This is a genomic window from Pseudomonas sp. KnCO4 (genome assembly GCF_045344305.1).
In the GTDB taxonomy this organism is placed as follows: Bacteria; Pseudomonadota; Gammaproteobacteria; order Pseudomonadales; family Pseudomonadaceae; genus Aquipseudomonas; species Aquipseudomonas anuradhapurensis.
Genome location: NZ_CP174199.1, coordinates 4,273,369 through 4,297,058 on the forward strand (window position 1 = coordinate 4,273,369; position 23,690 = coordinate 4,297,058).

A 23,690-nucleotide genomic window follows, 5' to 3' on the forward strand; every position below is an offset into this window, starting at 1 on the left:
ATTTTTGCCGGCGGCCAGGCTGCCACGCTCAAGCTGGCCTATCCTGATTGAACCTCCTTCCTGAATGCTTGGCGGGAGGCTTCCTGAAGGAGCCGCTCGCGCATGGCCAGGACCGCCAACCTTGCACCCGCCAGCCCCACACCGCGCTTCCAGGTGCGTCGCCTCATCGCCGGCTTCAGCGCTGTTTTCGGCTTGGCCTGCCTGGTTATCGTCGGCGCGCTGTTCAACATCGCCGGCAAGCTTGACCAGCAGGAGCGCCAGCGCAGTGCCATGCAGGCGAACCTGGCGTTGGAACAACGCCTTCTCGCCTCGCGCCAGTTCCTGTCTGCCTACGCGGTATGGGATGCCGCGTACGAGCACCTGGCAGGGCAGACCGACTGGAAATGGGCCTATGAAGAAAAGAACGTGGGCGAGTCGTTGTACAGCGCCAGCGGCTACGAAGGGGTATTCGTGGTGGACGACACGCGTACCACCTACGGTTTGTTCAAAGGCCAGCCTACCCAGGCGGCCGCCAGTACCTATATAGAAGAAGCGCTGCAGCCGATCATCGACCAGGCCCGTGCGGCGGCCATACCCCGTGAACAGATCAGCCGTTTCGTCCTGTTCAATGGTTGGCCGGCGGTACTCAGTGCCGCGGCAGTGCGCCCGGACCGGGAGGTCAGCGAGAACGAGGTGAGCCAGGCGCCGGTGATGCTGTTTGTCGATCAGCTCACCGAGGACAAGCTGGCACGGCTAGGCACCGGGGTCGGCCTGAACAGCCTGCACGTGGAAAAGGACGACGTCGGGGAACACGAGCATTTGCACATCGACCTCGGCAACACCGGCTTCCACCTGTCCTGGAACAACCCAATGCCGGGGCGCCAGCTGTTGCAGGCGGTGTTGCCGCCACTGGCAGGTGCCTTGCTGATTCTCGGCCTGGTCATGCTGTACCTGTTTCGCCACGCCTTGCGCAGTTCGCGGGCAATCGACCTCACGCTCGCCCGCCTGCAGCAGAGCAACCAGGCCCTGGAGGCCAGCGAACAGCGCTTTCGCGCAGTAGCCGAGTCGGCATCCGACTGGATCTGGGAAACTGACCGACACCAACGCCTGAGCTATCTGTCGCAACGCTTCAGCAAGGTCACTGGCTACCCGGTGAGCGACTGGCTCGGCCAGCCGCTCAACCAATTGCTGGCCTGCGATACCACCCCTCTGTCGCCGTGGCTGGACAGCCTGGCCATGGCCGACCCGCAACAGCTGGCCAACCTGCGCTGTACCTACCGCGACCAGAATGGCCAGAACCGCTATTGCCGGATTTCGGCCCGTGCCATCTGGTACGACGGCAAACCCGTCGGTTACCGCGGCACCGCCAGCGACATCACCGATGAAGTCGACGCGCACGCCCGCATCCAGCACCTGTCGCTGCATGACCCGCTGACCGGGCTGGCCAACCGCAACAAGCTCGCCCGGCACCTGGAGCAGGCGCTGCTGCGCGGCAGTGACTCGCCGCCGATGACCTTGCTGCTGCTGGACCTCGACGACTTCAAACCGATCAACGACACCCTCGGCCATACCGCTGGCGACGCCGTGCTGCTGGAAGTTGCCACGCGCCTGCGCGACAGCACGCGCGATGGCGACCTGGTCGCCCGCCTGGGCGGCGACGAATTCATCCTGGTGCTCAGCGGCATGGACAACCGCAGCGAAATCGACAGTTTCTGTGCGCGCCTGATCGCCCTGCTGCAGCAGCCCATCGTGTTCGACAGCCAGCCCCTGCACGTCGGCGCCAGCATCGGCGTAGCCCAGACCCGAACCCAGGGCTTCGATGCCGGCGAGCTGATCCGCTGCGCCGACATCGCCCTGTACCAGGCCAAGGCCGACGGCAAGAATACCTGGCGCTATTTCGCGGCCGAGATGAACCAGCAGATCCAGTACCGCCGCCAGCTGGAGAACGACATGCGCCGGGCCCTGCGCAATCAGGAGTTCGTTTTGCATTACCAGCCGCGCTACCGCCTCAACGACCTGCGCATCGTCGCCGTCGAGGCCTTGCTGCGCTGGCAGCATCCGCAGGAAGGGCTACTCGGGCCGGATACCTTCATCCCGCTGGCCGAACACAGCGACATCATCGTCGCGCTGGGCCGCTGGGTGCTGCGCGAAGCCTGCCGCACCGCCCTGGACTGGCCTGCCGACGTGCTGGTTTCGGTAAACCTGTCACCGGCCCAATTCCTGCGCAGCGATGTGGTGGCGGATGTCCGCGAGATCCTGCTGGACACCGCATTCCCTGCCCAGCGCCTGGAGCTGGAAATCACCGAAAATGTGATGCTCAACGATATCGAAGGCGCGCTGGGCACCATGCTGGCACTCAAGGAACTGGGTGTGCGCCTGAACATGGACGACTTCGGTACCGGTTATTCGTCACTGGGCTACCTGCGCACCTACCCGTTCGACAGCATCAAGATCGACAAACGCTTCATCGGCGGCCTCGGCAGCGGTGGTGGCAGCGACCGCGCCGTGGTCCAGGCCATCATCAGCCTGGGCAAGGCGCTGGGGCTGACGGTGACAGCTGAAGGGGTGGAGAGCGAGCAGCAGCTCGAGATGCTGGAGAAGGACCTCTGCCATGAGGTGCAGGGTTATTATCTCAGCCGGCCACTGGACAGTGCAGGGCTCGAGGCGTTGTGGCAGCAAGCCGCCGAGCGCTCGGCCCCGTACCTGTAGCTTCAGCAAGGCTGCTGCAGGCTGCGTTCGGCGACGATTTCCGGCAGATCGTGACGACGCATGTAGGCACGCAGCGGCTCACCGATGTTCAAGCGCTCATCGACGTGCTGTTCCAGCAACAGCGCCAACCGTTCGCGGCACAGCGCCATGCGCTGCCCCTGCTCGGGCCGCCAGACAAACTCGCTGCAAGGTGTGATGCTGGCATCGGCCACGTCCATGCCGAACGCGTCTTCGGAAAAGCGCACGATGTGCACGCCGCGCTTGCCATTGAACCCGACAAAACCCTTGAGCTGGTCGGCAGCGTTGCAGATGTCCTGAGAAGTGATGGCCATGACGTAACCTCGCAAAGAAATTGGAAGATACGCACGCCAGGCGGGAGGGTCGCCTCTGCGGGCAACTCATGGGCGAAGCCTAAGCTCTGTACGAAAAGCCTTGATACTTGTTCATGCTGCGTTGAAAACAGCCTCGGAATGCTCATGTACTCCAGCACACTCCGCTTCCTCGGCTGTTTTCGCCTTGCCTGACCTACGTCTCAAGACTTTTCATACAGAGCCTAACGCAAGCCGCGGCACGGATGCCACGCTTTTCACCGCTCAGTTGCCGCCGTCGACCTGTGAGCGCAGGACCTCGCCCAGCCATTGCATGAATGCCTGTACCCGGCGCGGCACGTGCCGTTGCCGGACATACAGCAGTGACACCGGCATGGCCGGCGCCTGCCAGCCCGGCAGCACGGCAACCAACTCGCCGCGCTGCAGGTGCTCGGTCACGGCCACCGCCGGCACCTGGATCAGCCCCAGCCCGGCCAGGCAAGCAGCCGAATACGCCTCGGCATTGTTGACCGTGACCACACCGGCCATGGCCTGGTAGCGCACTTCATTGCCGTGCAAGTACTCGAACCCGGCGCTGCGCCCGCCCAGGGTGCGTACATAGTGCACCAACTGGTGGCCGGCCAGGTCCTGCAACGTGCGAGGCACACCGTAGCGAGCCAGGTAGGCTGGGCTGGCACAATTGCACATGCTCAGCTGCCCGACCGGCCGCGCCGCTACATCCAGGTCATGCAGGGCACCGATGCGCATCACGCAATCGAAGCCTTCGCGCAACAGGTCGACCTGGCGATCGGTGCAACTCAGCTCCACTTCCAGGCGTGGAAAGCGCTGCAGGAACTGCGGCAGCAGCGGGATGATCAGCCGACGGGCCATCATCGTCGGCAGGTCGATACGCAGGCGCCCGGCCAGTTCGGCATCGTCGGCCCGAAACAGGCTTTCGATCTCGTCCATGCCCGACAGCAGGTCCTTGCTGCGCTCATACAGCAACACGCCGTCCTGGGTGGCCCGTACCCGGCGGGTGGTGCGGTTGAACAGCTGCGTACCGAGCATGCGTTCCAGCGCCCTCACCTGCTCCGACACGGTCGAACGTGGCAGCCCCAGGCTTTCTGCCGCCAAGGTGAAACTGCTGACTTCACTGACGCGCACAAAGGTGCGCAACAACTCCAGCTTGTTCACTCCAGCCTCCTTTTATCCGGTTTCACCGAACAGTATTTCCATATTCGCTGGATTTAACAGTACTTGGCTGACCAATAACCTGTCCTCATCCACCCACCATGAGGTATTCACCATGACCCGCAAGATTGCCCTCATCACTGGCGCCAGCCGCGGCCTCGGCCGCAACGCCGCCGAACACCTGGCCGCACGCGGTATCGATGTGATCGGCACCTACCACAGCAAGGCGGACGAAGCCCAGGACGTGGCCACCCGCCTGCAACAAGCCGGGGTCAAGGCCGCCATGTTGCCGCTGGACGTTGGCGACAGCAGCAGTTTCGCCGGCTTCGCCGAGCGCCTGGCAACCACCCTGCAACAGCAGTTTGGCCGCGAGCGTTTCGACTTTCTGGTGAACAATGCCGGGATCGGGCTGAACGTGCCGTATACCGAGACCAGCGAGGCGCAGTTCGACCAATTGCTGAACATCCAGCTGAAAGGGCCGTTCTTCCTTACCCAACGGCTGTTGCCGCTGTTGGTGGACAATGGCCGCATCGTCAACATCTCCACCGGCCTGGCGCGCTTCGCCCTGCCAGGATATGCCGCCTACGCCGCGATGAAGGGCGCGATGGAAGTGTTGACCCGCTACCAGGCCAAGGAACTCGGCGCGCGCGGCATTCGCGTGAACATTCTGGCGCCGGGGGCGATCGAGACCGATTTCGGCGGCGGTGTGGTAAGGGATAACCGCCAGGTGAATGAATACATCGCCGGCAACACGGCGCTGGGGCGGGTGGGATTGCCAGATGATATCGGCGCGGCGATTGCGCTGTTGCTCGAAGACGGCAATGGCTGGATCACCGGGCAGCGGCTGGAGGTGTCGGGCGGGATGTTTCTCTGAACCGCGAATTTCCGGGCCGCATTGCGGCCCATCGCGACACCAGGCCGCTCACAGCAATACAAACCGCTGCGCAACGGCCTTGGCAGCTACTTCAAGTCCTCATGCACCTGCACACTCGCCGTCATCCCCGCACTCAGGGCCACCCCCTCCGGCACCTGGTCCAGGCGAATGCGTACCGGGATGCGCTGCGCCAGGCGCACCCAGTTGAAGGTCGGCTCCACCTCCGGCAGCAACTGGCTGTCCGGGTTGCTGTTGCGGTCGGTGATGCCGCGGCTGATGCTCTCGACGTGCCCTTGCATCGGCTCGCCTGCGCCCATCAGCCAGACTTTCACCGTGTCGCCCACGCGGATGCGCGGCAGCTTGGTTTCCTCGAAATAGGCCTGGATATAGAAGGTCGCATCGTCCACCAGCGCCATCACCGATTCCCCGGCGTTCACATAGTTGCCTTCGGCCAGCCGCAGGTTGGTGATATGCCCGCTGCGAGGTGCTCGTACCTCACTACGTGCCAGGTTGATCCTGGCAATCTGCAACTGCGCCTCGGCCTCGTGCAATTGGCCACGCGCTATGGCCGCATTGATCTGGGCGTTTTCACGCAGCTCGGCACTGATCGCTTCTGGCCCAAGGGCGGTACGCCGCGCCGCTTCACGCTCGCGCAGGCGCAGCTGCTGGGCACGGGTTTCGGTCACGGCGCTGGCTTGGTCGAACGCCGCCTGGAAGCGCTCGCGGTCGATGGTCATCAACAGGTCGCCCGCCTTGACCTGTTGGTTGTCACGGACCTTCAGCTCACGCACCCAGCCCGATACGTCCGGGGCGATCACCACCACATCGGCGCGCACGCGGGCATCGCGCGTCCAGGGGGTGAGCATGTAGTACTGCCACAGCAGGTAGCCGGCGAACACCGCCAGGGCCACCACACACAAGGTCACCAGAATACGTACGGCCGCACGCATCGAAACACTCCTTTATAAAGGCCCCAGCAGTCGCACCACCAGGAACAACACACAAACGAACAGTGCCGCATCGAACAGCGCTTCATGCCAGATCCAGCGCCCCAACGGCGTAGCCTGCACCACCAGGCGCAACACGCCAGTAAGCACCAGCGCCAGCAACACATAGACCAGGAACGGGCTGAACAGCACGCCGCCGACTTCCCATTCACGCAACCCCATGGGCTTCCTCCTGCCAGTGGCACCACTTGCGCCAGCTTTTCTGCAATTGCAACACCGCCCCTTCGGCCAAGCGCAGCGGGTCGCTCGAGGGCTGCCGGCGCAGGGCACCTATGAATACCTCGCTAATGGCATCCAGGCTATGACCACGCCCGGGCGCCGGCCCCCTGGCCAGCACCGTTTCCAGCTGCTGCAGGTAGTCGCGCTCGGCCTGGCCCAGTGGGGCCTGAGCGACGGCCAGGCACATGCGCAGGTGCACCAGCTCATCACCGATATCCAGCCCGTGCAGGCCGTCATCCCAGCGCTTGCGCTCGCTATCGGGCAGTTCGCTGGCATGCCGCGCCAGTTGCATCAGGCGGTCGGCCATACGCCCGCCAAACCAGGTGTCGGCGCCGCGCAGGTCGCGCCGGGTCAGGCGTGCCAGGTCACTCTGAGTCGCGGCGCGCAAGCGCCGGCCCAACCAGGCCGGGTGGCGAAACACCAGCAAGCGGAAGGCCATTACCGCTGCCGATACACCGACCAGCATGGCCAAGGCACTGTTGAGCAACGTGGCCACACCGAACTGCATGGCATTAAGCGGCGAAACCAGCACGATGAAGTGCAGGCAATAGGAGGTGGCAGTGGCCCCGGTGCGTGGATGCGCCATCCCCAGGGCCCCCAGAAACAGCGGCACGCCCATGCCCAGGCAGAGCATGGCGAAGCTGCTCCATTGCGGTAACAGTATCTGCCCGACCAGAAACGCCGCAGGTATCGCCAGGAAGATTCCGCGCAAGAAGCTCAGGCCGATCTGGGCGCCGTTCTCGCGGCTGGCGAACAGGCTGCACACCACACAGGTCAGCACCAGCCCACCCGGTGCCGACGGCCACGCCGTGGCCAGCCAGAAGCCACTCATTACCAGAAAGGCCAGCGCACTGCGTGAGCCGAACAGCAAGGCCAGCGACCAGTCGCGATGCACTGCCAGGCCCTGGGCCACATCCCTGGGCGCCCTGCCCGCCTCCACATCCTCCAGCGCCTGGCTGGCGGCCATGGCGTAATCCAGCAGCAAGGCCATGCGCGCCAGGCAGTAGTGCTCTGCCGAACTGATCTGTTCATCGTGGGCTGCGTCCCAGATGCGCTGACGCAGCACCAGCAGGCTGGGCGGCTCGGGCTTGCCCAGCAATGCCCGAACCTGCTCCAGCCAAGGCGCAAGGCGTCCGGCCTCGTGTTCGTCAAGTTGTCGCCATTGGCGGCGCACCGAGCGGGAAATCCGCAGCAGGACCATCAGCTTCTGGCTCAGGCCACGAATGGCGCGGGCACGCTGGCGGCCACGGCTGCCTTCGAACCAGGCGTGTTCGCGCTGGCTGTCGATGGCAACGATACGCCCCAGGCTCTCGAGCAAGCCTTTGCGCGCCTCGTCCTCACCGCCGAGCATGGCATTCGCAGCCTGCAGGCCATTCTGCCAGGCTTGGCGGGCCTGCCCGCCCAGTTGCTGTTCGACGCGCATGGGCCACAGCAGTGCACTGCTGGCGGTGGCACAGAAGATCCCCAGGCAGATCTCGGTGCAGCGTGCGACGGCCTGGTCGAACACCTGCAGCGGATGGTCGATGGCCGGCAAGGCGATGATCGCGGCGGTGTAGCCGGCCAGCACGAAGGCATAGGCCCAGGCGCTGCGCAATTGGGTGGAAGCGGCAGTGCACAGGGCCAGCCACAGGGCCAGGGTAAGCAGGAACAGGCCGGGGGCCTGGGCGAACAGGCCAATGAACAGCACCGACATGAGCGTGCCGACCAGCGTCCCGGCCAGCCGCGCCAGGCCTTTCTGAACCACCATGCCAGACAGCGGCTGGGCGACGATGAAGGCCGTCATCAACGCCCAGGCCGGTTGCTCCAGGCCCCAGCGCATCGCCAGCCACAGTGCCAGGCCGCCACCGAGCAGGGTCTTGATGGCGAACTTGAGGGCGAGACTGCTGGGGGCGAACAGGGCCTGGAGGGTGATAGGCACGAGGCGGACCTTGCGGGGTTGACTTGTTCAAAGATAGACAATGGCAGGAAGAATAAAGCGAAACCTATTAATTAGCTAGCTAATCATCTTGATAGCGGCGAGCATTCCTGCTCGGGTGTTTTCGCGGGCAGCCCCGCCGCCACTCGAACCGCACCCGGCGCGGCACAAAATCGCAGGCAAAAAAATGGGCGACCGAAGTCGCCCCAAATGCCTTGCGTGCTCGTGTACCCGGAAGGTCAGCGCGGCTTGCGCTTGTGCGAGTCCTTCCAGATGAAAATGCCCAGACCGGCAAAGAATGCAAACATCAACCCGACCGTTACCACCCCGGCGATAACCACATTGTCGAAGAACATGCTGGCCTCCCCATTCGTTTGCCGTTGTCCGATGGGTGCACGTTAACCAATGTCAGGGGCGGGAAAATTGATCGGGGTCAATGGTGCCCGGGGCCGGGCACGCGAGGCGGGTGCAGGGTTGACCTGCGTCAAGTTTCAGCGCTTCTTCGGCTTGCCCTTGGGCTTCTTTTTCTTGCCGGTATTCAGCGGCAGCGCCTGCTCGAATGCGTTGCGCATTTCGTTCAGGCGCTTTTCCTTGAGGTCGTGGGCGCGCTTGGCGCGTTCGGCATCGAAATCGATGAGGTTGTCTTGGCTCATGGGTGGGCTCGACGATCAACTGAGACTTGCATGATGAAGCCAGGCGCTGGCGCTGACCAGCCCCACCTCAGACTTCGATGTCCACCAGCAACCCTTGGCGTGCGGGCTCGCCCATCAGCGGCGCCACCGGGACGGTGTTGTCGGCGTTGACCTCATCACCCGGCATCGCGCTGTAGCGCTCGTCGTCCTTGCGCCGGCGTTGCTGGCGGCGTTGCTCGTCGCGCAGCAGCAGCGCCTGCTCCTGCGGGTCACGCTGGCGCTTGAGGTCGATGGCCGTTTCACTCGATGCCGGCTGCGTCGGTACCACCGGCTTGATGTCGGGGGTCGGCTTGACCGGATCCTGTTGTGAAGTCACCGGTGCGGCACTGAGCGGAATGAGCGGTGGCAACATGAAGGTTCTCCTATGCCCTCTGTATCGGCAGGTGCAGATTTACCTGAAGGCATGGTCAAGCCTTATTCGGCTTCGTCGTCAGTATCGTCGTCGGCTGGCGGGCTGGCCTCGCTCCAGGGGCGCTTGTAAACCTGCTGCCAGACCGCGTCCATATGCTCGCGCAGCACCTGCGGTGCAGATTTGAGCGAGGCACTGTCCTCGCGCTCACCGCCGATCGGCTCTTCACCCGCCGGGGTGATCAGGGACTGGCCGGTGATGGTGTAGCTGGCCTGCCCTTCGCGCATCTCGATGGCAATGTCCTGCGGGTCGATGCCGCCGCCACAGAAGGCGTGGCTGGCAACCGTCACCTCGGCGACACCGTCCTTGTTCAGGTCACTGACGTCACTGACGTCGTTGTAGAAATCCACATCCAGGTCCAGCCCCGGGCAAGTGGTTTCCTGCTCGATCTGCCAGCGCGCCTTGAACGCGTCGCTTTCGGCGCTGCGCCCGTACAGCGTGGCCTTGAGCACCACCTTGTCCACTTCCTGTTCACTTTCCGGGTCGCTGGCCTGGCCATCGCTGCGGCTCAGCACCAGCAGGCCTTCACCGTCGCGGTCACGAAAATGCACGCTCTTGATCGGCGTCTGCACGCCCAGTACTTCAAGCTGCTCCATCGGGATGGCGGGCAAGGTTGCGAAGTCCTTCTGTTCGCAGGCGGCCAGCAGCAACAGGCTGCCCACGGCGATCGAGGTGCTGATCCAGCGGTGCTTGGCAGACATGGTGATCCGGGGCCCTCTTCAACAGCACGGTATGAGCGATGAAACGGCTAGACTGTGGCATGGCGTGAGTCGGCCTGTTGCTGCATTTTGCACAGCTTTCGGTGCGCACGGCACTTTGGTCCGACCGACCGATCCGTTAACATAATCGGCTTTTTCATCGCGGGAGTTCAGGCAGTATGGCGCAGCAGTATCAACCGGGGCAACGCTGGATCAGCGACAGCGAAGCCGAGCTCGGCCTGGGTACCATCCTGGCGCAGGATGGCCGCCTGTTGACCGTGCTCTACCCGGCCACTGGCGACACCCGCCAGTATTCCCTGCGCAATGCGCCGCTGACCCGCGTGCGCTTCTCGCCGGGCGACCAGATCACCCACTTCGAAGGCTGGAAGCTGACCGTGCGCGAGGTCGAGGACATCGACGGGCTGATGGTCTACCACGGCCTGGACGGGCAGAACCAGCCACGCACCCTGCCAGAAACCCAGCTGTCGAACTTCATCCAGTTCCGCCTGGCCAGCGACCGCCTGTTCGCCGGGCAGATCGACCCGCTGTCATGGTTCAGCCTGCGCTACAACACCCTGCAGCACACCAGCAAACAGATGCAATCGGCGTTGTGGGGCCTGGGCGGCTGCCGCGCCCAACCCATCGCCCACCAGTTGCACATTGCCCGCGAAGTGGCGGACCGCAGCGCGCCGCGTGTCCTGCTGGCCGACGAAGTGGGCCTGGGCAAGACCATCGAGGCCGGCCTGGTGATCCACCGCCAGCTGTTGTCGGGCCGCGCCAGCCGCGTGCTGATCCTGGTTCCGGAAAACCTCCAGCACCAGTGGCTGGTGGAAATGCGCCGGCGCTTCAACCTGCAGGTGGCACTGTTCGACGCAGAACGCTTCATCGAAAGCGATGCCAGCAACCCGTTCGAGGATGCCCAGCTGGCGCTGGTGGCCCTGGAGTGGCTGGTCGACGACGAAAAGGCCCAGGACGCGCTGTTCGCCGCCGGCTGGGACCTGATGGTAGTCGACGAAGCCCACCACCTGGTCTGGCACGAAGACCAGGTCAGTGCCGAGTATGGCCTGGTCGAACAACTGGCCCAGGTGATCCCGGGCGTACTGCTGCTCACCGCCACCCCCGAACAGCTCGGCCAGGACAGCCACTTCGCCCGCCTGCGCCTGCTCGACCCCAACCGGTTCCATGACCTGGCGGCCTTCCGCGCCGAGAGCGAACACTATCGCCCGGTGGCCGAAGCCGTGCAGGAGCTGCTCGACGAAGGCCGCCTGTCTCCCAAGGCCCACGCCACCATCCAGGGCTTCCTCGGTGCCGAAGGCGAAGCCCTGCTGGCCGCCGTCAGCGACGGCGATACCCAGGCCAGCGCACGGCTGATCCGCGAGCTGCTCGACCGCCACGGCACCGGCCGTGTGCTGTTCCGCAACACCCGTGCGGCCATTCAGGGCTTCCCGGAGCGCCAGCTGCACCCTTACCCGCTGGCCATGCCCGAGCAATACCGCGAGCTGCCAGCCGGCGAGCATGCCGAGCTGTACCCGGAAGTCGCCTTCCAGGCCCAGGGCGAAGTGGCCGACGAGGAGCGCTGGTGGCGTTTCGACCCGCGCGTCGACTGGCTGATCGACACCCTGAAGATGCTCAAGCGCACCAAGGTGCTGGTGATCTGCGCCCATGCCGAAACCGCGATGGACCTGGAGGACGCCCTGCGCGTGCGCTCCGGCATCCCGGCCTCGGTATTCCATGAGGGCATGAGCATCCTCGAACGCGACCGTGCCGCCGCCTACTTCGCCGATGAAGAATTCGGCGCGCAGGTGCTGATCTGCTCCGAGATCGGTAGCGAAGGCCGCAACTTCCAGTTCGCCCACCACCTGGTGATGTTCGACCTGCCGGCGCACCCGGACCTGCTTGAACAGCGCATCGGCCGCCTCGACCGGATCGGCCAGAAGCACACCATTCAGTTGCACATCCCGTACCTGCAGGACAGCCCGCAAGAACGCCTGTTCCAGTGGTACCACGAAGGCCTCAACGCTTTCCTCAACACCTGCCCGACCGGCAACGCCCTGCAGCACCAGTTCGGCCCGCGCCTGCTGCCGCTGCTCGAAGGCGGCGAAAGCAAGGCCTGGGAGGCACTGGTGGCCGACGCCCGCAGCGAGCGCGAACGCCTGGAAGCCGAGCTGCATACCGGCCGTGACCGCCTGCTGGAACTGAACTCCGGCGGCGGCGGTGAAGGCCAGGCGCTGGTCGAGGCGATTCTCGAACAGGACGACCAGTTCGCCCTGCCGATCTACATGGAAACCCTGTTCGACGCATTCGGCATCGACAGCGAAGACCATTCGGAAAACGCCCTGATCCTCAAGCCGAGCGAGAAGATGCTCGACGCCAGCTTCCCGCTGGGTGACGACGAAGGCGTGACCATCACCTACGACCGCGGCCAGGCCCTGTCGCGCGAGGACATGCAGTTCCTCACCTGGGAACACCCGATGGTGCAAGGCGGCATGGACCTGGTGCTGTCCGGTTCGATGGGCAACACCGCCGTGGCGCTGATCAAGAACAAGGCGCTCAAGCCCGGCACCGTGCTGCTTGAGTTGTTGTTCGTCAGTGAAGTGGTGGCGCCGCGCAGCCTGCAACTGGGCCGTTACCTGCCACCGGCGGCGCTGCGCTGCCTGCTCGATGCCAACGGCAACGACCTGGCATCACGGGTGGCCTTCGAAACCCTCAACGACCAGCTCGAGAGCGTACCGCGCGCCAGCGCCAACAAGTTCGTCCAGGCCCAGCGCGACGTGCTGGCCAAGCGCATCAGCAGTGGCGAGGCCAAAGTCCTGCCGGCCCACGTCGAGCGCGTGGCCGAAGCCCAGCGCCGCCTGGCGGCGGAAGCCGACGAAGAGCTGGCCCGCCTGGTTGCACTGCAAGCGGTCAACCCGAGCGTGCGCGACAGCGAGATCGAGGCGCTGCGCAAGCAGCGTGAAGAGGGCCTGGCGATGCTGGAAAAAGCAGCCCTGCGCCTGGAAGCCATCCGCGTGCTGGTGGCAGGCTAGCCGGCCAGGCCACCCGGCGCCGCTGTGGTGTTGCAATTGCCGCAGCGGCTGCAACACCACAGCGGTGTGATCAACCCTTGCTGCGGTACAGTTCGACCAGGGTCGCCGGGTCTTTTTCCAGGTAGCCCTGGCTGGCATGCAAGCGCATCAGTTGTGCGGCGAGGCCACTGAGTGGCGTCGCCGCGCCTTGCTCGAGGGATAGCTTCACCGCGCCATCAAGGTCCTTGAGCAGCGTACGCACATGCCATTTGATCGGCTCGAAGCGGCTTTCGGCCATTTGCGGCGCGAGGATCTGCAGCGGCCTGGAATCGGCAAAACCGCCCGCCAGTGCTTCGGCGATCAGTGTCGCATCCACCCCCGACTGTTCCGCCAGCGCCACCACTTCGGCGATTACCAAGGCATTGCAGGCCACGATCATCTGGTTGCAGGCCTTGGTTACCTGCCCTGCCCCCACCGCGCCCATGTGCGTCACGCGCTGGCCAAGTACCTGCAACACCGGGCGCGCGCGCTCCAGGTCCGCCGTCGCGCCACCGACCATGATCGCCAGGGTGCCGGCTTCGGCACCCGGTGTGCCGCCTGACACCGGGGCATCCAGCCAGGCCATGCCGCACAGGGCCGCCAGCTCCGCAGCCATTTCTCGCGTCGCGGTAGGTTCCAGGCTGGAGAAATCGACCAGCAACTGGCCACGGCGCCCACCCTGGGCAATGCCTTGCTCACCGAACACCACTTCGCGCACCACGGCGGTGTCGGCCAGGCACAGCAGCAGCATGTCGCTGTCGCGGCACAGTTCGGCAGGGCTGCTGGCCAGGCGCGCGCCGGCGGCGAGGAGCGCGGCACACTTGTCCGGGCTGCGGTTCCACACGGTCAGCGGGTAGCCGGCGGCCAGCAGGCGTCGGCACATGGGCAGGCCCATCAGGCCGATGCCGGCGAATCCAAGCGAAGGTAGTGCAGTACTCATCAATGACTCCTGACTGATCGAACATTACCCAGGCTGCCCAGGAACCTGCAGCAACGATGGGGTATTACGCATCCCGTAAACTGTTACCGCCACGCCGAATTGTTACTTCCCTCTACTCGCCCTGAGCGCCACCAAGCACCAGAACGGGGCTGTTGCGCATTTTCGCGCACCAAAAACGATCACGCCTCGGCTGGGCGCTTCACCTGAATCACGATGAACGGTGAAACCACCACGGCCCAGATCTCTGGATCGCGGCTTTGCAGCTCTTGGGCCTGCTCGGCGGTTACCGGGCAGACAGTGCCATCACTGCGCCACTTGGCGAAGATCTCGCTGCGATTCTCGGCCATTGCCTCGGCAACGGTGATCAGGTCCAGGCTCGGGTCGACCCAAATCAGGTCACCCTTGGCCCAGAAACGCTCCAACGCTTTCCACTCGATGATTGCCGTCTCGCCAAGCAATTTGGCATAGAGGGTGCTTGTGTGATCAGTCATGGGTGGTATCCGCAAAAATCGGTCAATTAAAAAGGCCGGCATTTTTGCAGAAAAACCCGGTTTCAAATATGTAATTTGGTCGATTGATCCCGAACTTGTGGGGCGGGATCGCAGATGCAGGCAGTTTGATGGCGCTTTTTTGTATCTTTGTGTCGACCAAGCGACAACCCAGGAAACAGGCACTTTTCGAACGCTTTTCAAGCGCTTGGACAGCGCTCTACACTGTACCGGTACAGTTCCGGGACATGTTCCGGGGGAAGGTGGGCTTGCGCGTTGGCATGGCCACGCCGCGAATCCCGCCCGGTCTGTAGCCCTGGCCGCCAGGACTATAAGAATTACAACAGAATGAGTGGAGCACTATGATCAAGATTTCCAAGCTGTTCGCCGCAATGGTTCTGGCCGGGGTAGCCAGCCATTCGTTTGCCGCCGATACCATCAAGATCGGGATCGCAGGCCCCAAGACCGGCCCTGTGACCCAGTACGGCGACATGCAGTTCATCGGCGCCAAGCAAGCCATCAAGGATATCAACGCCAAGGGCGGCGTCGATGGCAAGATGCTCGAAGCCAAGGAATACGACGACGCCTGCGACCCTAAACAGGCCGTGGCAGTCGCCAACAAAGTGGTCAACGACGGCGTCAAGTTCGTCATCGGCCACCTGTGCTCCAGCTCCACCCAGCCTGCGTCCGACATCTACGAAGACGAAGGCGTGATCATGATCACCCCAGCCGCCACCTCGCCGGAAATCACCGCCCGTGGCTACAAGCTGATCTTCCGTACCATCGGCCTGGACAGCGCCCAAGGCCCGGCCGCCGGCAACTACATCGCCGACCACGTCAAGCCGAAGGTGGTTGCAGTACTGCACGACAAGCAGCAGTACGGTGAAGGCATCGCCACCGCGGTCAAGCAGACCCTCGAGAAGAAAGGCACCAAGGTTGCCGTGTTCGAAGGCCTGAACGCCGGTGACAAGGACTTCTCCTCGATCATCCAGAAGCTCAAGCAGAACAACGTCGATTTCGTCTACTACGGCGGCTACCACCCGGAGCTGGGCCTGATCCTGCGCCAGGCTCAGGAAAAAGGCCTGAAAGCCAAGTTCATGGGCCCGGAAGGCGTGGGTAACGACTCCATCTCGCAGATCGCCCAGAACGCCTCCGAAGGCCTGCTGGTGACCCTGCCGAAGTCGTTCGACGCCGACCCTGAGAACAAGGCCATCGTCGATGCCATCAAGGCTGACGGCAAGGACCCAAGCGGCCCGTTCGTGTTCCCGGCCTACTCGGCTGTCGAGCTGATCGCCCAAGGTATCAAGGCAGCCAAGTCCGAAGACACCGACAAGGTGGCCGAAGCCATCCACGCCGGCTCCTTCAAGACCCCGACCGGCACCTTGTCCTACGACGAGAAAGGCGACCTGAAAGACTTCAAGTTCGTGGTCTACGAATGGCACTTCGGCAAGCCGAAGACCGAAGTCTCCCCTCAGTAACTGCGTGACTAATAGCTGACCTAGGAGCCCACTGTGCGAGCAGTGGGCTTTGTTTTACGAGGTTCATGGGCCTGATCCCCGCGATCCGGGGGCAGGTTCACCTGAAAATCTTAAAACCGTCACCCGCGGTTTCCTGGCCGTACCCCCGCCAGCGAAATGCAAATCAGGTTTTTAGGAGCGCTGTAATGCCTGAGATCTACCATTTCTTCCAACAACTGGTTAATGGATTGACCATTGGCAGCACCTATGCCTTGATCGCCATCGGCTACACGATGGTGTACGGCATCATTGGCATGATCAACTTCGCCCACGGCGAGGTGTACATGATCGGTTCCTATGTGGCCTTCATCGCCCTGGCGGGCCTGGCCATGATGGGTATCCATTCGCTGCCGATCCTGATGACCGTTGCCTTCGTCGCGACGATCTTCGTTACCAGTGCCTATGGCTACAGCATCGAACGGGTTGCCTACCGCCCCCTGCGCAACAGCAACCGCCTGATCCCGCTGATTTCCGCCATCGGCATGTCGATCTTCCTGCAGAACACCGTCTTGCTGTCGCAAGACTCCAAGGACAAGTCCATCCCCAACCTGATTCCCGGAAGCTTCTCGTTCGGGCCGGGCGGTGCGGAAGAAGTTCTGGTTTCCTACATGCAGATCCTGGTGTTCGTGGTCACCCTGGTGGCCATGACCTGCCTCACCCTGTTCATCTCCCGTTCCCGCCTGGGCCGTGCCTGCCGCGCCTGTGCCGAGGACATCAAGATGGCCAACCTGCTGGGCATCAACACCAACAACATCATCGCCCTTACCTTCGTCATCGGTGCCGCCCTGGCGGCGGTGGCGGCCGTGCTGCTGAGCATGCAGTACGGGGTGATCAACCCCAACGCCGGTTTCCTGGTGGGCCTGAAGGCCTTCACCGCGGCGGTGCTGGGTGGCATCGGCAGCATCCCGGGCGCCATGCTCGGCGGGCTGGTGCTGGGCGTGGCCGAGGCGTTCGGTGCCGACATCTTCGGCGACCAGTACAAGGACGTGGTGGCATTCGGCTTGTTGGTTCTTGTCCTGCTATTCCGGCCGACCGGCATCCTGGGCCGCCCGGAGGTTGAAAAAGTATGAACAGAAATCTCAAACAGGCGTTCTTCAGCGCCTTGCTGGTATGGGCCGTGGCCTTCCCGGTGCTGGGCCTGAAACTGAGCATCGACGGCATCAGCCTGGCGGTGCACAGCCAAGGGTCGTTCACCATCAGTATCATCGCCGTGTGTTCGCTGCTGATGTTCCTGCGCGTGCTGTTCGACAAGCAGTGGAGCGCGGTGATGGGCCGCCGCTCGGAGCGCAAGCTGATCCCGCCAGCCGTCAGCAACTACCTGACCCTGCCGAAAACCCAGCGCTACGTGATCATGGGCCTGATCGTCGCGGCCCTGGTCTGGCCATTCTTCGGCTCGCGCGGTGCGGTCGACATCGCCACGCTGATCCTGATCTACGTGCTGCTGGGCCTGGGCCTGAACATCGTGGTCGGCCTGGCCGGCCTGCTCGACCTTGGCTACGTCGGTTTCTACGCCGTCGGTGCCTACAGCTACGCGATGCTCTCGCACTACCTGGGCTGGAGCTTCTGGGTATGCCTGCCGATCGCCGGCCTGATGGCCGCCACCTTCGGCTTCCTGCTCGGCTTCCCGGTGCTGCGCCTGCGCGGTGACTACCTGGCGATCGTGACCCTCGGCTTCGGCGAGATCATCCGCCTGTTCCTGCGTAACCTCACCGACTGGACCGGCGGCCCCAACGGCATCAGCAACATCCCCAAGCCGGAGTTCTTCGGCCTGACCTTCGAACGCCGTGCCGCCGAGGGCATGCAGACCTTCCATGAGTTCTTCGGCCTGGAATACAACTCGATCAACAAGGTCATCTTCCTCTACCTGGTGGCCCTGCTGCTGGCCCTGCTGGCGCTGTTCGTGATCAACCGCCTGCTGCGCATGCCGATCGGCCGCGCCTGGGAAGCCCTGCGCGAAGACGAGATCGCCTGCCGTGCCCTGGGCCTGAACCCGACCGTGATCAAGCTTTCGGCCTTCACCCTGGGTGCCTGCTTCGCCGGTTTCGCCGGCAGCTTCTTCGCCGCGCGCCAAGGCCTGGTGACGCCGGAGTCGTTCACCTTCATCGAGTCGGCGATCATCCTCGCCATCGTCGTGCTCGGCGGCATGGGCTCACAGCTGGGCGTGATTCTCGCGGCCATCGTGATGATCCTGCTGCCCGAGCTGATGCGTGAGTTCAGCGAATACCGGATGCTGATGTTCGGTGCGCTGATGGTGTTGATGATGATCTGGCGTCCGCAAGGCTTGCTGCCTATGCAACGACCACATATGGAGCTGCATCGATGAGCCGTGAAATTCTGCAAGTCAGCGGCCTGAGCATGCGCTTCGGCGGCTTGTTGGCGGTCAATGGCGTGGGCCTGACCGTCAAGGAAAAACAGGTGGTGGCACTGATCGGCCCGAACGGCGCCGGCAAGACCACGGTGTTCAACTGCCTGACCGGCTTCTACAAGCCCAGCGGCGGCACCATCCTGCTCGATGGCCAGCCGATCCAGGGCCTGGCCGGCCACCAGATCGCCCGCAAGGGCGTGGTGCGGACTTTCCAGAACGTGCGCCTGTTCAAGGAAATGACCGCACTGGAAAACCTGCTGATTGCCCAGCACCGTCACCTGAACACCAACTTCTTCGCCGGCCTGTTCAAGACCCCGAGCTTCCGCCGCAGCGAGAAGGAGGCCATGGAACGCGCGCAGTACTGGCTGGAAAAGGTCGCCCTGACCGAGTTCGCCAACCGCACCGCCGGCACCCTCGCCTACGGCCAGCAACGTCGCCTGGAAATCGCCCGCTGCATGATGACCCAGCCGCGCATCATCATGCTCGACGAACCGGCAGCGGGCCTGAACCCGAAGGAAACCGAAGACCTCAAGGCGCTGATCGCCTACCTGCGTGAGTCGCACAACGTCACCGTGCTGCTGATCGAGCACGACATGAAGCTGGTGATGAGCATTTCCGACCATATCGTGGTGATCAACCAGGGCACGCCCCTGGCCCACGGCACGCCGGAGGAGATCCGCGACAACCCTGATGTGATCAAAGCCTACCTGGGGGAAGCGTAAATGCTGAAGTTCGAGAACGTTTCCACCTTCTACGGCAAGATCCAGGCGCTGCACAGCGTCAACGTGGAAATCAACCAGGGCGAGATCGTCACCCTGATCGGTGCCAACGGTGCCGGCAAGTCGACCCTGCTGATGACCCTGTGCGGCTCGCCGCAGGCGCACAGCGGCAGCATCAAGTACCTGGGCGAAGAACTGGTCGGCCAGCCATCCTCGCACATCATGCGCAAGAGCATCGCGGTAGTGCCGGAAGGCCGCCGCGTGTTCTCCCGCCTGACCGTCGAGGAAAACCTGGCGATGGGCGGCTTCTTCACCGACAAGGGCGATTACCAGGAACAGCTGGACAAGGTGCTGCAGCTGTTCCCGCGCCTGAAGGAACGTTATATCCAGCGTGGCGGCACCATGTCCGGTGGCGAGCAGCAGATGCTCGCCATTGGCCGGGCGCTGATGAGCAAGCCCAAGCTTCTGCTGCTCGACGAACCCTCGCTGGGCCTGGCACCGATCATCATCCAGCAGATCTTCGACATCATCGAACAGCTGCGCCGTGACGGCGTGACCGTGTTCCTGGTGGAGCAGAACGCCAACCAGGCGCTGAAGATCGCCGACCGGGCGTACGTACTGGAAAACGGCCGGGTGGTGATGCAGGGGACTGGCGAAGCGCTGCTGACCGACCCGAAAGTGCGCGACGCGTACCTGGGGGGTTGATCGGAAAAAGGGCCTTCGGGCCCTTTTTTCTGCCTGCCTGATTTTGTATCGCCTGGACTGGCCTCTTCGCGGGCTTGCCCGCTCCCACAGGCACCGCACAGTATTCAAAGCCCGTGCCTCAACTGTGGGAGCGGGCAAGCCCGCGAAGAGGCCGGTACAGGCTTAGCAAAAACTTGAGATCCCCGCCCAGCCTGCGTAACGTGGCCAGCTTTCACGGCAAAGATCCCCCGGAGCCCGCCTCATGCGCCTCACCCCTACCCTGCTGCTCAGTGCCCTGCTGCCCCTGTTTGGTGGTTGCCAGCTCCTGGCCGACGCCCCCAGCGACCCGAACATCGGCACCACGCGCATGCAGGGCGAACTGCGCGCCGCTGGTGGCCAGCTGCTGTTCAAGCCGTGCAGCGAAAGCCGCACCTTCGTGATCAACGACGTCGCCGCCACCGGCATCCTGCAGGAAGCCGCCAACCTGGCCAAGGACGCCAACGACAAGCTGTTCGCCGATGTCCGCGGTCGCCTCACCGGCAGCAAGCAGGCCAGCACCGACGGCCAGCTGGAAGTACGCCAGCTGTATCGCCTGGAACCGTCCATCCGCGCCTGTGAAGACCCCAACTTCAAACAGCTGACCCTGCGCGCCAACGGCCATGAGCCGGGCTGGGACGTCAAGGCCAGCGGCAAGGGCATGGTGCTCAACCGCATCGGTCAGGACCCCCTGCCCCTGCCGTTCCTGGAAGAACAGGTGCCCGGCAGTGGCCTGACCCTGACCAGCGAAGCCAACGGCCAGCACGTGGAACTCTGGGCTGCGCCGCAACGCTGCGTGGACAGCGCCACCGGCGCCATCTACCACCTGCGCACCGAACTGCGCATCGACGGCAAGACCCTGCAGGGCTGCGGTTACTATGGCGGTGCACGCGACAACTGAAACGTCAGACAAACAACGGCCGGGTCAAACGACCCGGCTCGTGCCCCGTGCGTCCAAACTGCTAATTGTCGCCAGCTACGTATTCGAATCTCACCTCCTCGGATTGCGAGTTCGGCATCGTGATCTTGATCAGTGGCAGGCTTATTTTCGTTTTCGCCAGGAAGTTGGCCTTATCCTTCTTTGCGTCAACAAGTCCGGTGGCATTCAGGTAAAAGAATGCCTGAATAGGCAAGACCGCCCCCTGGCCAGCTGCCCATGTTTTGAGCACCAGCTCATTGTGCTGGGTGAATCGCTTGTCTGTGGGTGAACCCTGGGACTTCGCCAATACCCCCGCATAAAAGGCCGGACCGGCCAGGTGATTCCTCTCATCACGGACATTGAACGAACATAGTTTTTGATTCTGCTGGCCTTGCGCCGTGTATAAATCTATCCACCGCTGGGCAGTTGTTATATTTTGGAGATCACAAGATTTACTGGTTGGATTATTGTCCGAATAGGGACCACACCGCTGCCCCGAACGAAAGTCGCTATAACCGTCAATTGGAAAAATACACAGTACATCAGGGTCTATTTTGTCCGGCGGCGCGCCGAAGATTGGGTACAATATGTAGCCATTATTCAAAGACCACGCCAACCTGGATGTTTTGCTGTCCTTACGGATAAAACTGAATGATTGACCTCCGAGTCTGACTGAAGTGTCGCTTGGATCCCACGAGTCGTAGTTTGGACTATACCTGGTAATACGCAGAATGACGCCAGTGCACAAGAAAGCCGGCGTTGATGGCGAACCGCAATCCGCTCTAGTATCGTTATACCGTGCTGTCAACGCGGCGGCGGTTTGTTCCCCTTTAACCGTGATTATAGATTGCGTGGCAGTTGGTGAATGGGTCGACTCGGGTGCTTGTCTGGTCTGGCAAGCCGATAGAAACAGAGCCATTACAAGCAGTAGATATAACCTCATGGTTATCGCCTCAATAATGAAACAACACTAGAATTTCGGACACCAGAACGCGCACAGGCATACAACGGCGCCTAAACTACAGGCCAAAGCGCAGCGTAACAACTGACAGTTCTATCAGTAGCGGTACAGTCGCCAAACTTATAAATTCAGGCGTTGGACTTGACAGGTTTTACCCCCCTTGGGTTTGGCGTCTGGGCGGGCTCCGCTCATTTATTTTTCAATTGGGTAACTGGCTATCGTGTCAGCCGGTAACTCCGGCGCACGACAGCAGGTGTGTTTTCTTCTGCCTGTCCGGGCGCCAAACAGCTTATACTCGACGGTTTGTGTAACGCCGCCGGCCGCCCATGGCCGGGATACTGGACCCTGCCATGCTACGAATCACCGAACTGAAGCTGCCCCTGGACCATCCCGACGAAGCCCTGCGTGAAGCCATCGTCCAGCGCCTGGGCATTCGCGACGAGCAACTGCTCAGCTTCAACCTGTTCAAGCGCAGCTACGATGCGCGCAAGAAGAACAGCGAGCTGCTGTTCATCTACACCATCGACCTGGAAGCCAGCAACGAAGCCGAGCTGCTCAGCAAGTTCGCCGACGATCGCAACATTGGCCCGGCGCCCGACGTGACCTACAAGTTCGTCGGCCAAGCCCCGGCCGACCTGCAGGAACGCCCGATCGTGGTCGGCTTCGGCCCGTGCGGCATCTTCGCCGGCCTGCTGCTGGCGCAGATGGGTTTCAAGCCGATCATCCTCGAACGTGGCAAGGAAGTGCGCCAGCGCACCAAGGACACCTGGGGCCTGTGGCGCAAGAGCGTGCTCAACCCCGAGTCCAACGTGCAGTTCGGCGAAGGCGGCGCCGGGACCTTCTCCGATGGCAAGCTGTACAGCCAGATCAAGGACCCGCAACACCACGGCCGCAAAGTGCTGGAAGAGTTCGTCAAGGCCGGTGCGCCGGACGAAATCCTGTACATCAACAAGCCGCACATCGGTACCTTCCGCCTGACCGGCATGGTCGAGCAGATGCGCCAGGACATGATCGCCCTGGGCGCTGAAGTACGCTTCCAGCAGAAGGTCACCGACCTGCTGATCGACGACGGCCAACTGACCGGCGTGGTGCTGGAGAGCGGTGAGCAACTGCACTCGCGCCACGTGGTGTTGGCCCTCGGCCACAGTGCCCGCGACACCTTCCGCATGCTGCACGCCAAAGGCGTATACATGGAAGCCAAGCCGTTCTCGGTGGGCTTCCGTATCGAGCACCCGCAAACCCTGATCGACAAGGCGCGCCTGGGCAAATACGCCGGCCACCCGAAACTCGGTGCTGCCGATTACAAGCTGGTGTACCACGCCAGCAATGGCCGTTCGGTGTATAGCTTCTGCATGTGCCCAGGCGGCACCGTGGTCGCCGCCACCAGCGAACCAGGCCGGGTGGTCACCAACGGCATGAGCCAGTACTCGCGCAACGAGCGCAATGCCAACTCCGGTATCGTCGTCGGCATCGACCCCGAACGCGACTACCCCGGCGGCCCGCTGGCCGGCATCGAACTGCAGGAACGCCTGGAAGCCCATGCCTATGTGATGGGCGGCAGCAACTACCAGGCCCCGGCACAGCTGGTGGGTGACTTCGTCGCTGGCCGGCCATCGACTGCGCTGGGCAGTGTCGAGCCGTCCTACAAGCCAGGCGTGACCCTGGGTGACCTGGCGCCAAGCCTGCCAAACTTCGCCATCGAGGCGATCCGCGAGGCATTGCCGGCGTTCGACCGGCAGATCAAGGGCTACAACCTGCACGATGCAGTGTTGACCGGGATCGAGACACGTACCTCGTCGCCATTGCGCATCACCCGCGGTGAGGACTTCCAGAGCCTGAACCTCAAGGGGCTGTTCCCGGCGGGTGAAGGGGCTGGGTACGCGGGCGGGATTCTGTCGGCAGGTGTCGACGGTATCCGCATTGCCGAGGCGGTGGCGCGGGATATGCTCGGCCTCTGACGGTTCATGGCCTGTGAGGGCGCTTTCGCGGGCAGAACCGCGAAAGCCGCCCTATAGG

Annotated in this window: 22 protein-coding genes; 10 read left to right on the forward strand and 12 right to left on the reverse strand. The window is 63.1% G+C overall.

The genetic code is table 11. The annotated features are described in order from the left end of the window. Nucleotides 1–102: 102 nt before the first annotated feature. Nucleotides 103–2,688: an EAL domain-containing protein gene (locus tag ACJA3S_RS19815; protein ID WP_406819712.1), complete on the forward strand. Its 2,586-nt coding sequence runs from the start codon at nt 103–105 to the stop codon at nt 2,686–2,688. A 2-nt stretch (nt 2,689–2,690) separates the two neighbouring features. Here the strand turns inward: ACJA3S_RS19815 and ACJA3S_RS19820 are convergent, their stop codons facing one another. Both ACJA3S_RS19820 and ACJA3S_RS19825 read right to left on the reverse strand, forming a co-directional pair. Further along, on the reverse strand, nt 2,691–3,020 hold the full coding sequence (locus ACJA3S_RS19820; protein ID WP_406819713.1) for a DUF2025 family protein: 330 nt from the start codon (nt 3,018–3,020) through the stop codon (nt 2,691–2,693). A 261-nt stretch (nt 3,021–3,281) separates the two neighbouring features. Next, a complete protein-coding gene (locus ACJA3S_RS19825; RefSeq protein WP_406819714.1) occupies nt 3,282–4,190 on the reverse strand; it encodes a LysR family transcriptional regulator in 909 nt (302 codons plus the stop codon). 112 nt (nt 4,191–4,302) lie between these two features. Between ACJA3S_RS19825 and ACJA3S_RS19830 the strand changes: the two genes are divergently transcribed. Continuing rightward, a complete protein-coding gene (locus tag ACJA3S_RS19830; RefSeq protein ID WP_406819715.1) occupies nt 4,303–5,061 on the forward strand; it encodes an SDR family NAD(P)-dependent oxidoreductase in 759 nt (252 codons plus the stop codon). A gap of 86 nt (nt 5,062–5,147) precedes the next feature. Here the strand turns inward: ACJA3S_RS19830 and ACJA3S_RS19835 are convergent, their stop codons facing one another. The 7 genes from ACJA3S_RS19835 to ACJA3S_RS19865 all read right to left on the reverse strand — a co-directional run bounded on the left by ACJA3S_RS19835 (nt 5,148) and on the right by ACJA3S_RS19865 (nt 10,004). Next, nucleotides 5,148–6,011, reverse strand: a complete 864-nt coding sequence (locus tag ACJA3S_RS19835; protein WP_406819716.1) for an efflux RND transporter periplasmic adaptor subunit — start codon at nt 6,009–6,011, stop codon at nt 5,148–5,150. Nucleotides 6,012–6,023: 12 nt separating this feature from the next. Further along, nucleotides 6,024–6,230: a DUF1656 domain-containing protein gene (locus ACJA3S_RS19840; RefSeq protein WP_406819717.1), complete on the reverse strand. Its 207-nt coding sequence runs from the start codon at nt 6,228–6,230 to the stop codon at nt 6,024–6,026. Next, the gene (locus tag ACJA3S_RS19845) at nt 6,217–8,205 is read right to left on the reverse strand and encodes an FUSC family protein (protein WP_406819718.1); all 1,989 of its coding nucleotides are present in this window, start codon (nt 8,203–8,205) and stop codon (nt 6,217–6,219) included. Before ACJA3S_RS19845 ends, ACJA3S_RS19840 begins: the two co-directional genes overlap by 14 nt. A 236-nt stretch (nt 8,206–8,441) precedes the next feature. Further along, a complete protein-coding gene (ccoM, locus tag ACJA3S_RS19850) occupies nt 8,442–8,558 on the reverse strand; it encodes a cytochrome c oxidase subunit CcoM (RefSeq protein ID WP_027918924.1) in 117 nt (38 codons plus the stop codon). A gap of 135 nt (nt 8,559–8,693) precedes the next feature. Beyond that, nucleotides 8,694–8,855 carry a hypothetical protein gene (locus tag ACJA3S_RS19855; protein ID WP_170031798.1) on the reverse strand — a complete coding sequence of 54 codons (162 nt, stop codon included), beginning with the start codon at nt 8,853–8,855 and terminating at the stop codon, nt 8,694–8,696. Nucleotides 8,856–8,922: 67 nt separating this feature from the next. Further along, entirely contained in the window at nt 8,923–9,246 is a 324-nt protein-coding gene (locus tag ACJA3S_RS19860; protein ID WP_406819719.1) for an aspartate-semialdehyde dehydrogenase, read from the reverse strand. 62 nt (nt 9,247–9,308) lie between these two features. After that, nucleotides 9,309–10,004, reverse strand: coding sequence for a M949_RS01915 family surface polysaccharide biosynthesis protein (locus ACJA3S_RS19865; RefSeq protein ID WP_406819720.1), 696 nt, complete (start codon nt 10,002–10,004; stop codon nt 9,309–9,311). Between the two features lie 176 nt (nt 10,005–10,180). On the opposite strand from ACJA3S_RS19865, the gene rapA reads away from it, so the two are divergent. Further along, entirely contained in the window at nt 10,181–13,027 is a 2,847-nt protein-coding gene (rapA, locus tag ACJA3S_RS19870) for an RNA polymerase-associated protein RapA (protein WP_406819721.1), read from the forward strand. 70 nt (nt 13,028–13,097) lie between these two features. Here rapA and ACJA3S_RS19875 read toward each other — a convergent pair whose 3' ends face one another. Next, entirely contained in the window at nt 13,098–13,985 is an 888-nt protein-coding gene (locus ACJA3S_RS19875) for an NAD(P)-dependent oxidoreductase (protein ID WP_406819722.1), read from the reverse strand. A 179-nt stretch (nt 13,986–14,164) separates the two neighbouring features. Continuing rightward, the gene (locus tag ACJA3S_RS19880; RefSeq protein WP_406819723.1) at nt 14,165–14,476 is read right to left on the reverse strand and encodes a DUF2288 domain-containing protein; all 312 of its coding nucleotides are present in this window, start codon (nt 14,474–14,476) and stop codon (nt 14,165–14,167) included. Nucleotides 14,477–14,835: 359 nt separating this feature from the next. On the opposite strand from ACJA3S_RS19880, the gene ACJA3S_RS19885 reads away from it, so the two are divergent. The 6 genes from ACJA3S_RS19885 to ACJA3S_RS19910 all read left to right on the forward strand — a co-directional run bounded on the left by ACJA3S_RS19885 (nt 14,836) and on the right by ACJA3S_RS19910 (nt 20,695). After that, nucleotides 14,836–15,951 (forward strand): branched-chain amino acid ABC transporter substrate-binding protein, encoded by a 1,116-nt coding sequence (locus tag ACJA3S_RS19885; protein WP_186690476.1) that lies wholly within the window; start codon nt 14,836–14,838, stop codon nt 15,949–15,951. 185 nt (nt 15,952–16,136) lie between these two features. Continuing rightward, the gene (gene livH, locus ACJA3S_RS19890) at nt 16,137–17,060 is read left to right on the forward strand and encodes a high-affinity branched-chain amino acid ABC transporter permease LivH (protein WP_023379080.1); all 924 of its coding nucleotides are present in this window, start codon (nt 16,137–16,139) and stop codon (nt 17,058–17,060) included. Continuing rightward, entirely contained in the window at nt 17,057–18,313 is a 1,257-nt protein-coding gene (locus tag ACJA3S_RS19895) for a high-affinity branched-chain amino acid ABC transporter permease LivM (RefSeq protein WP_406819724.1), read from the forward strand. Before livH ends, ACJA3S_RS19895 begins: the two co-directional genes overlap by 4 nt. Further along, on the forward strand, nt 18,310–19,077 hold the full coding sequence (livG, locus tag ACJA3S_RS19900; protein WP_170031819.1) for a high-affinity branched-chain amino acid ABC transporter ATP-binding protein LivG: 768 nt from the start codon (nt 18,310–18,312) through the stop codon (nt 19,075–19,077). The genes ACJA3S_RS19895 and livG overlap by 4 nt, the downstream gene beginning before the upstream one ends. Further along, nucleotides 19,078–19,779, forward strand: a complete 702-nt coding sequence (locus ACJA3S_RS19905) for an ABC transporter ATP-binding protein (RefSeq protein WP_013973921.1) — start codon at nt 19,078–19,080, stop codon at nt 19,777–19,779. 241 nt (nt 19,780–20,020) lie between these two features. Next, a complete protein-coding gene (locus ACJA3S_RS19910) occupies nt 20,021–20,695 on the forward strand; it encodes a COG3650 family protein (protein WP_406819725.1) in 675 nt (224 codons plus the stop codon). A 61-nt stretch (nt 20,696–20,756) separates the two neighbouring features. Here the strand turns inward: ACJA3S_RS19910 and ACJA3S_RS19915 are convergent, their stop codons facing one another. Further along, entirely contained in the window at nt 20,757–21,317 is a 561-nt protein-coding gene (locus ACJA3S_RS19915; RefSeq protein WP_406819726.1) for a hypothetical protein, read from the reverse strand. A gap of 707 nt (nt 21,318–22,024) precedes the next feature. Between ACJA3S_RS19915 and ACJA3S_RS19920 the strand changes: the two genes are divergently transcribed. Then, the gene (locus ACJA3S_RS19920; RefSeq protein WP_406819727.1) at nt 22,025–23,632 is read left to right on the forward strand and encodes an NAD(P)/FAD-dependent oxidoreductase; all 1,608 of its coding nucleotides are present in this window, start codon (nt 22,025–22,027) and stop codon (nt 23,630–23,632) included. Nucleotides 23,633–23,690 lie beyond the last annotated feature (58 nt).

Bases quoted from the DNA above. Each gene is read 5' to 3' on its own strand.
- ACJA3S_RS19815 (WP_406819712.1), top strand. From the start codon at position 103: ATGGCCAGGACCGCCAACCTTGCACCCGCCAGCCCCACACCGCGCTTC.
- ACJA3S_RS19820 (WP_406819713.1), bottom strand. From the start codon at position 3,020: ATGGCCATCACTTCTCAGGACATCTGCAACGCTGCCGACCAGCTCAAG.
- ACJA3S_RS19830 (WP_406819715.1), top strand. From the start codon at position 4,303: ATGACCCGCAAGATTGCCCTCATCACTGGCGCCAGCCGCGGCCTCGGC.
- ACJA3S_RS19835 (WP_406819716.1), bottom strand. From the start codon at position 6,011: ATGCGTGCGGCCGTACGTATTCTGGTGACCTTGTGTGTGGTGGCCCTG.
- ACJA3S_RS19840 (WP_406819717.1), bottom strand. From the start codon at position 6,230: ATGGGGTTGCGTGAATGGGAAGTCGGCGGCGTGCTGTTCAGCCCGTTC.
- ccoM (WP_027918924.1), bottom strand. From the start codon at position 8,558: ATGTTCTTCGACAATGTGGTTATCGCCGGGGTGGTAACGGTCGGGTTG.
- ACJA3S_RS19855 (WP_170031798.1), bottom strand. From the start codon at position 8,855: ATGAGCCAAGACAACCTCATCGATTTCGATGCCGAACGCGCCAAGCGC.
- ACJA3S_RS19860 (WP_406819719.1), bottom strand. From the start codon at position 9,246: ATGTTGCCACCGCTCATTCCGCTCAGTGCCGCACCGGTGACTTCACAA.
- ACJA3S_RS19865 (WP_406819720.1), bottom strand. From the start codon at position 10,004: ATGTCTGCCAAGCACCGCTGGATCAGCACCTCGATCGCCGTGGGCAGC.
- rapA (WP_406819721.1), top strand. From the start codon at position 10,181: ATGGCGCAGCAGTATCAACCGGGGCAACGCTGGATCAGCGACAGCGAA.
- ACJA3S_RS19875 (WP_406819722.1), bottom strand. From the start codon at position 13,985: ATGAGTACTGCACTACCTTCGCTTGGATTCGCCGGCATCGGCCTGATG.
- ACJA3S_RS19880 (WP_406819723.1), bottom strand. From the start codon at position 14,476: ATGACTGATCACACAAGCACCCTCTATGCCAAATTGCTTGGCGAGACG.
- ACJA3S_RS19885 (WP_186690476.1), top strand. From the start codon at position 14,836: ATGATCAAGATTTCCAAGCTGTTCGCCGCAATGGTTCTGGCCGGGGTA.
- livH (WP_023379080.1), top strand. From the start codon at position 16,137: ATGCCTGAGATCTACCATTTCTTCCAACAACTGGTTAATGGATTGACC.
- ACJA3S_RS19895 (WP_406819724.1), top strand. From the start codon at position 17,057: ATGAACAGAAATCTCAAACAGGCGTTCTTCAGCGCCTTGCTGGTATGG.
- livG (WP_170031819.1), top strand. From the start codon at position 18,310: ATGAGCCGTGAAATTCTGCAAGTCAGCGGCCTGAGCATGCGCTTCGGC.
- ACJA3S_RS19905 (WP_013973921.1), top strand. From the start codon at position 19,078: ATGCTGAAGTTCGAGAACGTTTCCACCTTCTACGGCAAGATCCAGGCG.
- ACJA3S_RS19910 (WP_406819725.1), top strand. From the start codon at position 20,021: ATGCGCCTCACCCCTACCCTGCTGCTCAGTGCCCTGCTGCCCCTGTTT.
- ACJA3S_RS19920 (WP_406819727.1), top strand. From the start codon at position 22,025: ATGCTACGAATCACCGAACTGAAGCTGCCCCTGGACCATCCCGACGAA.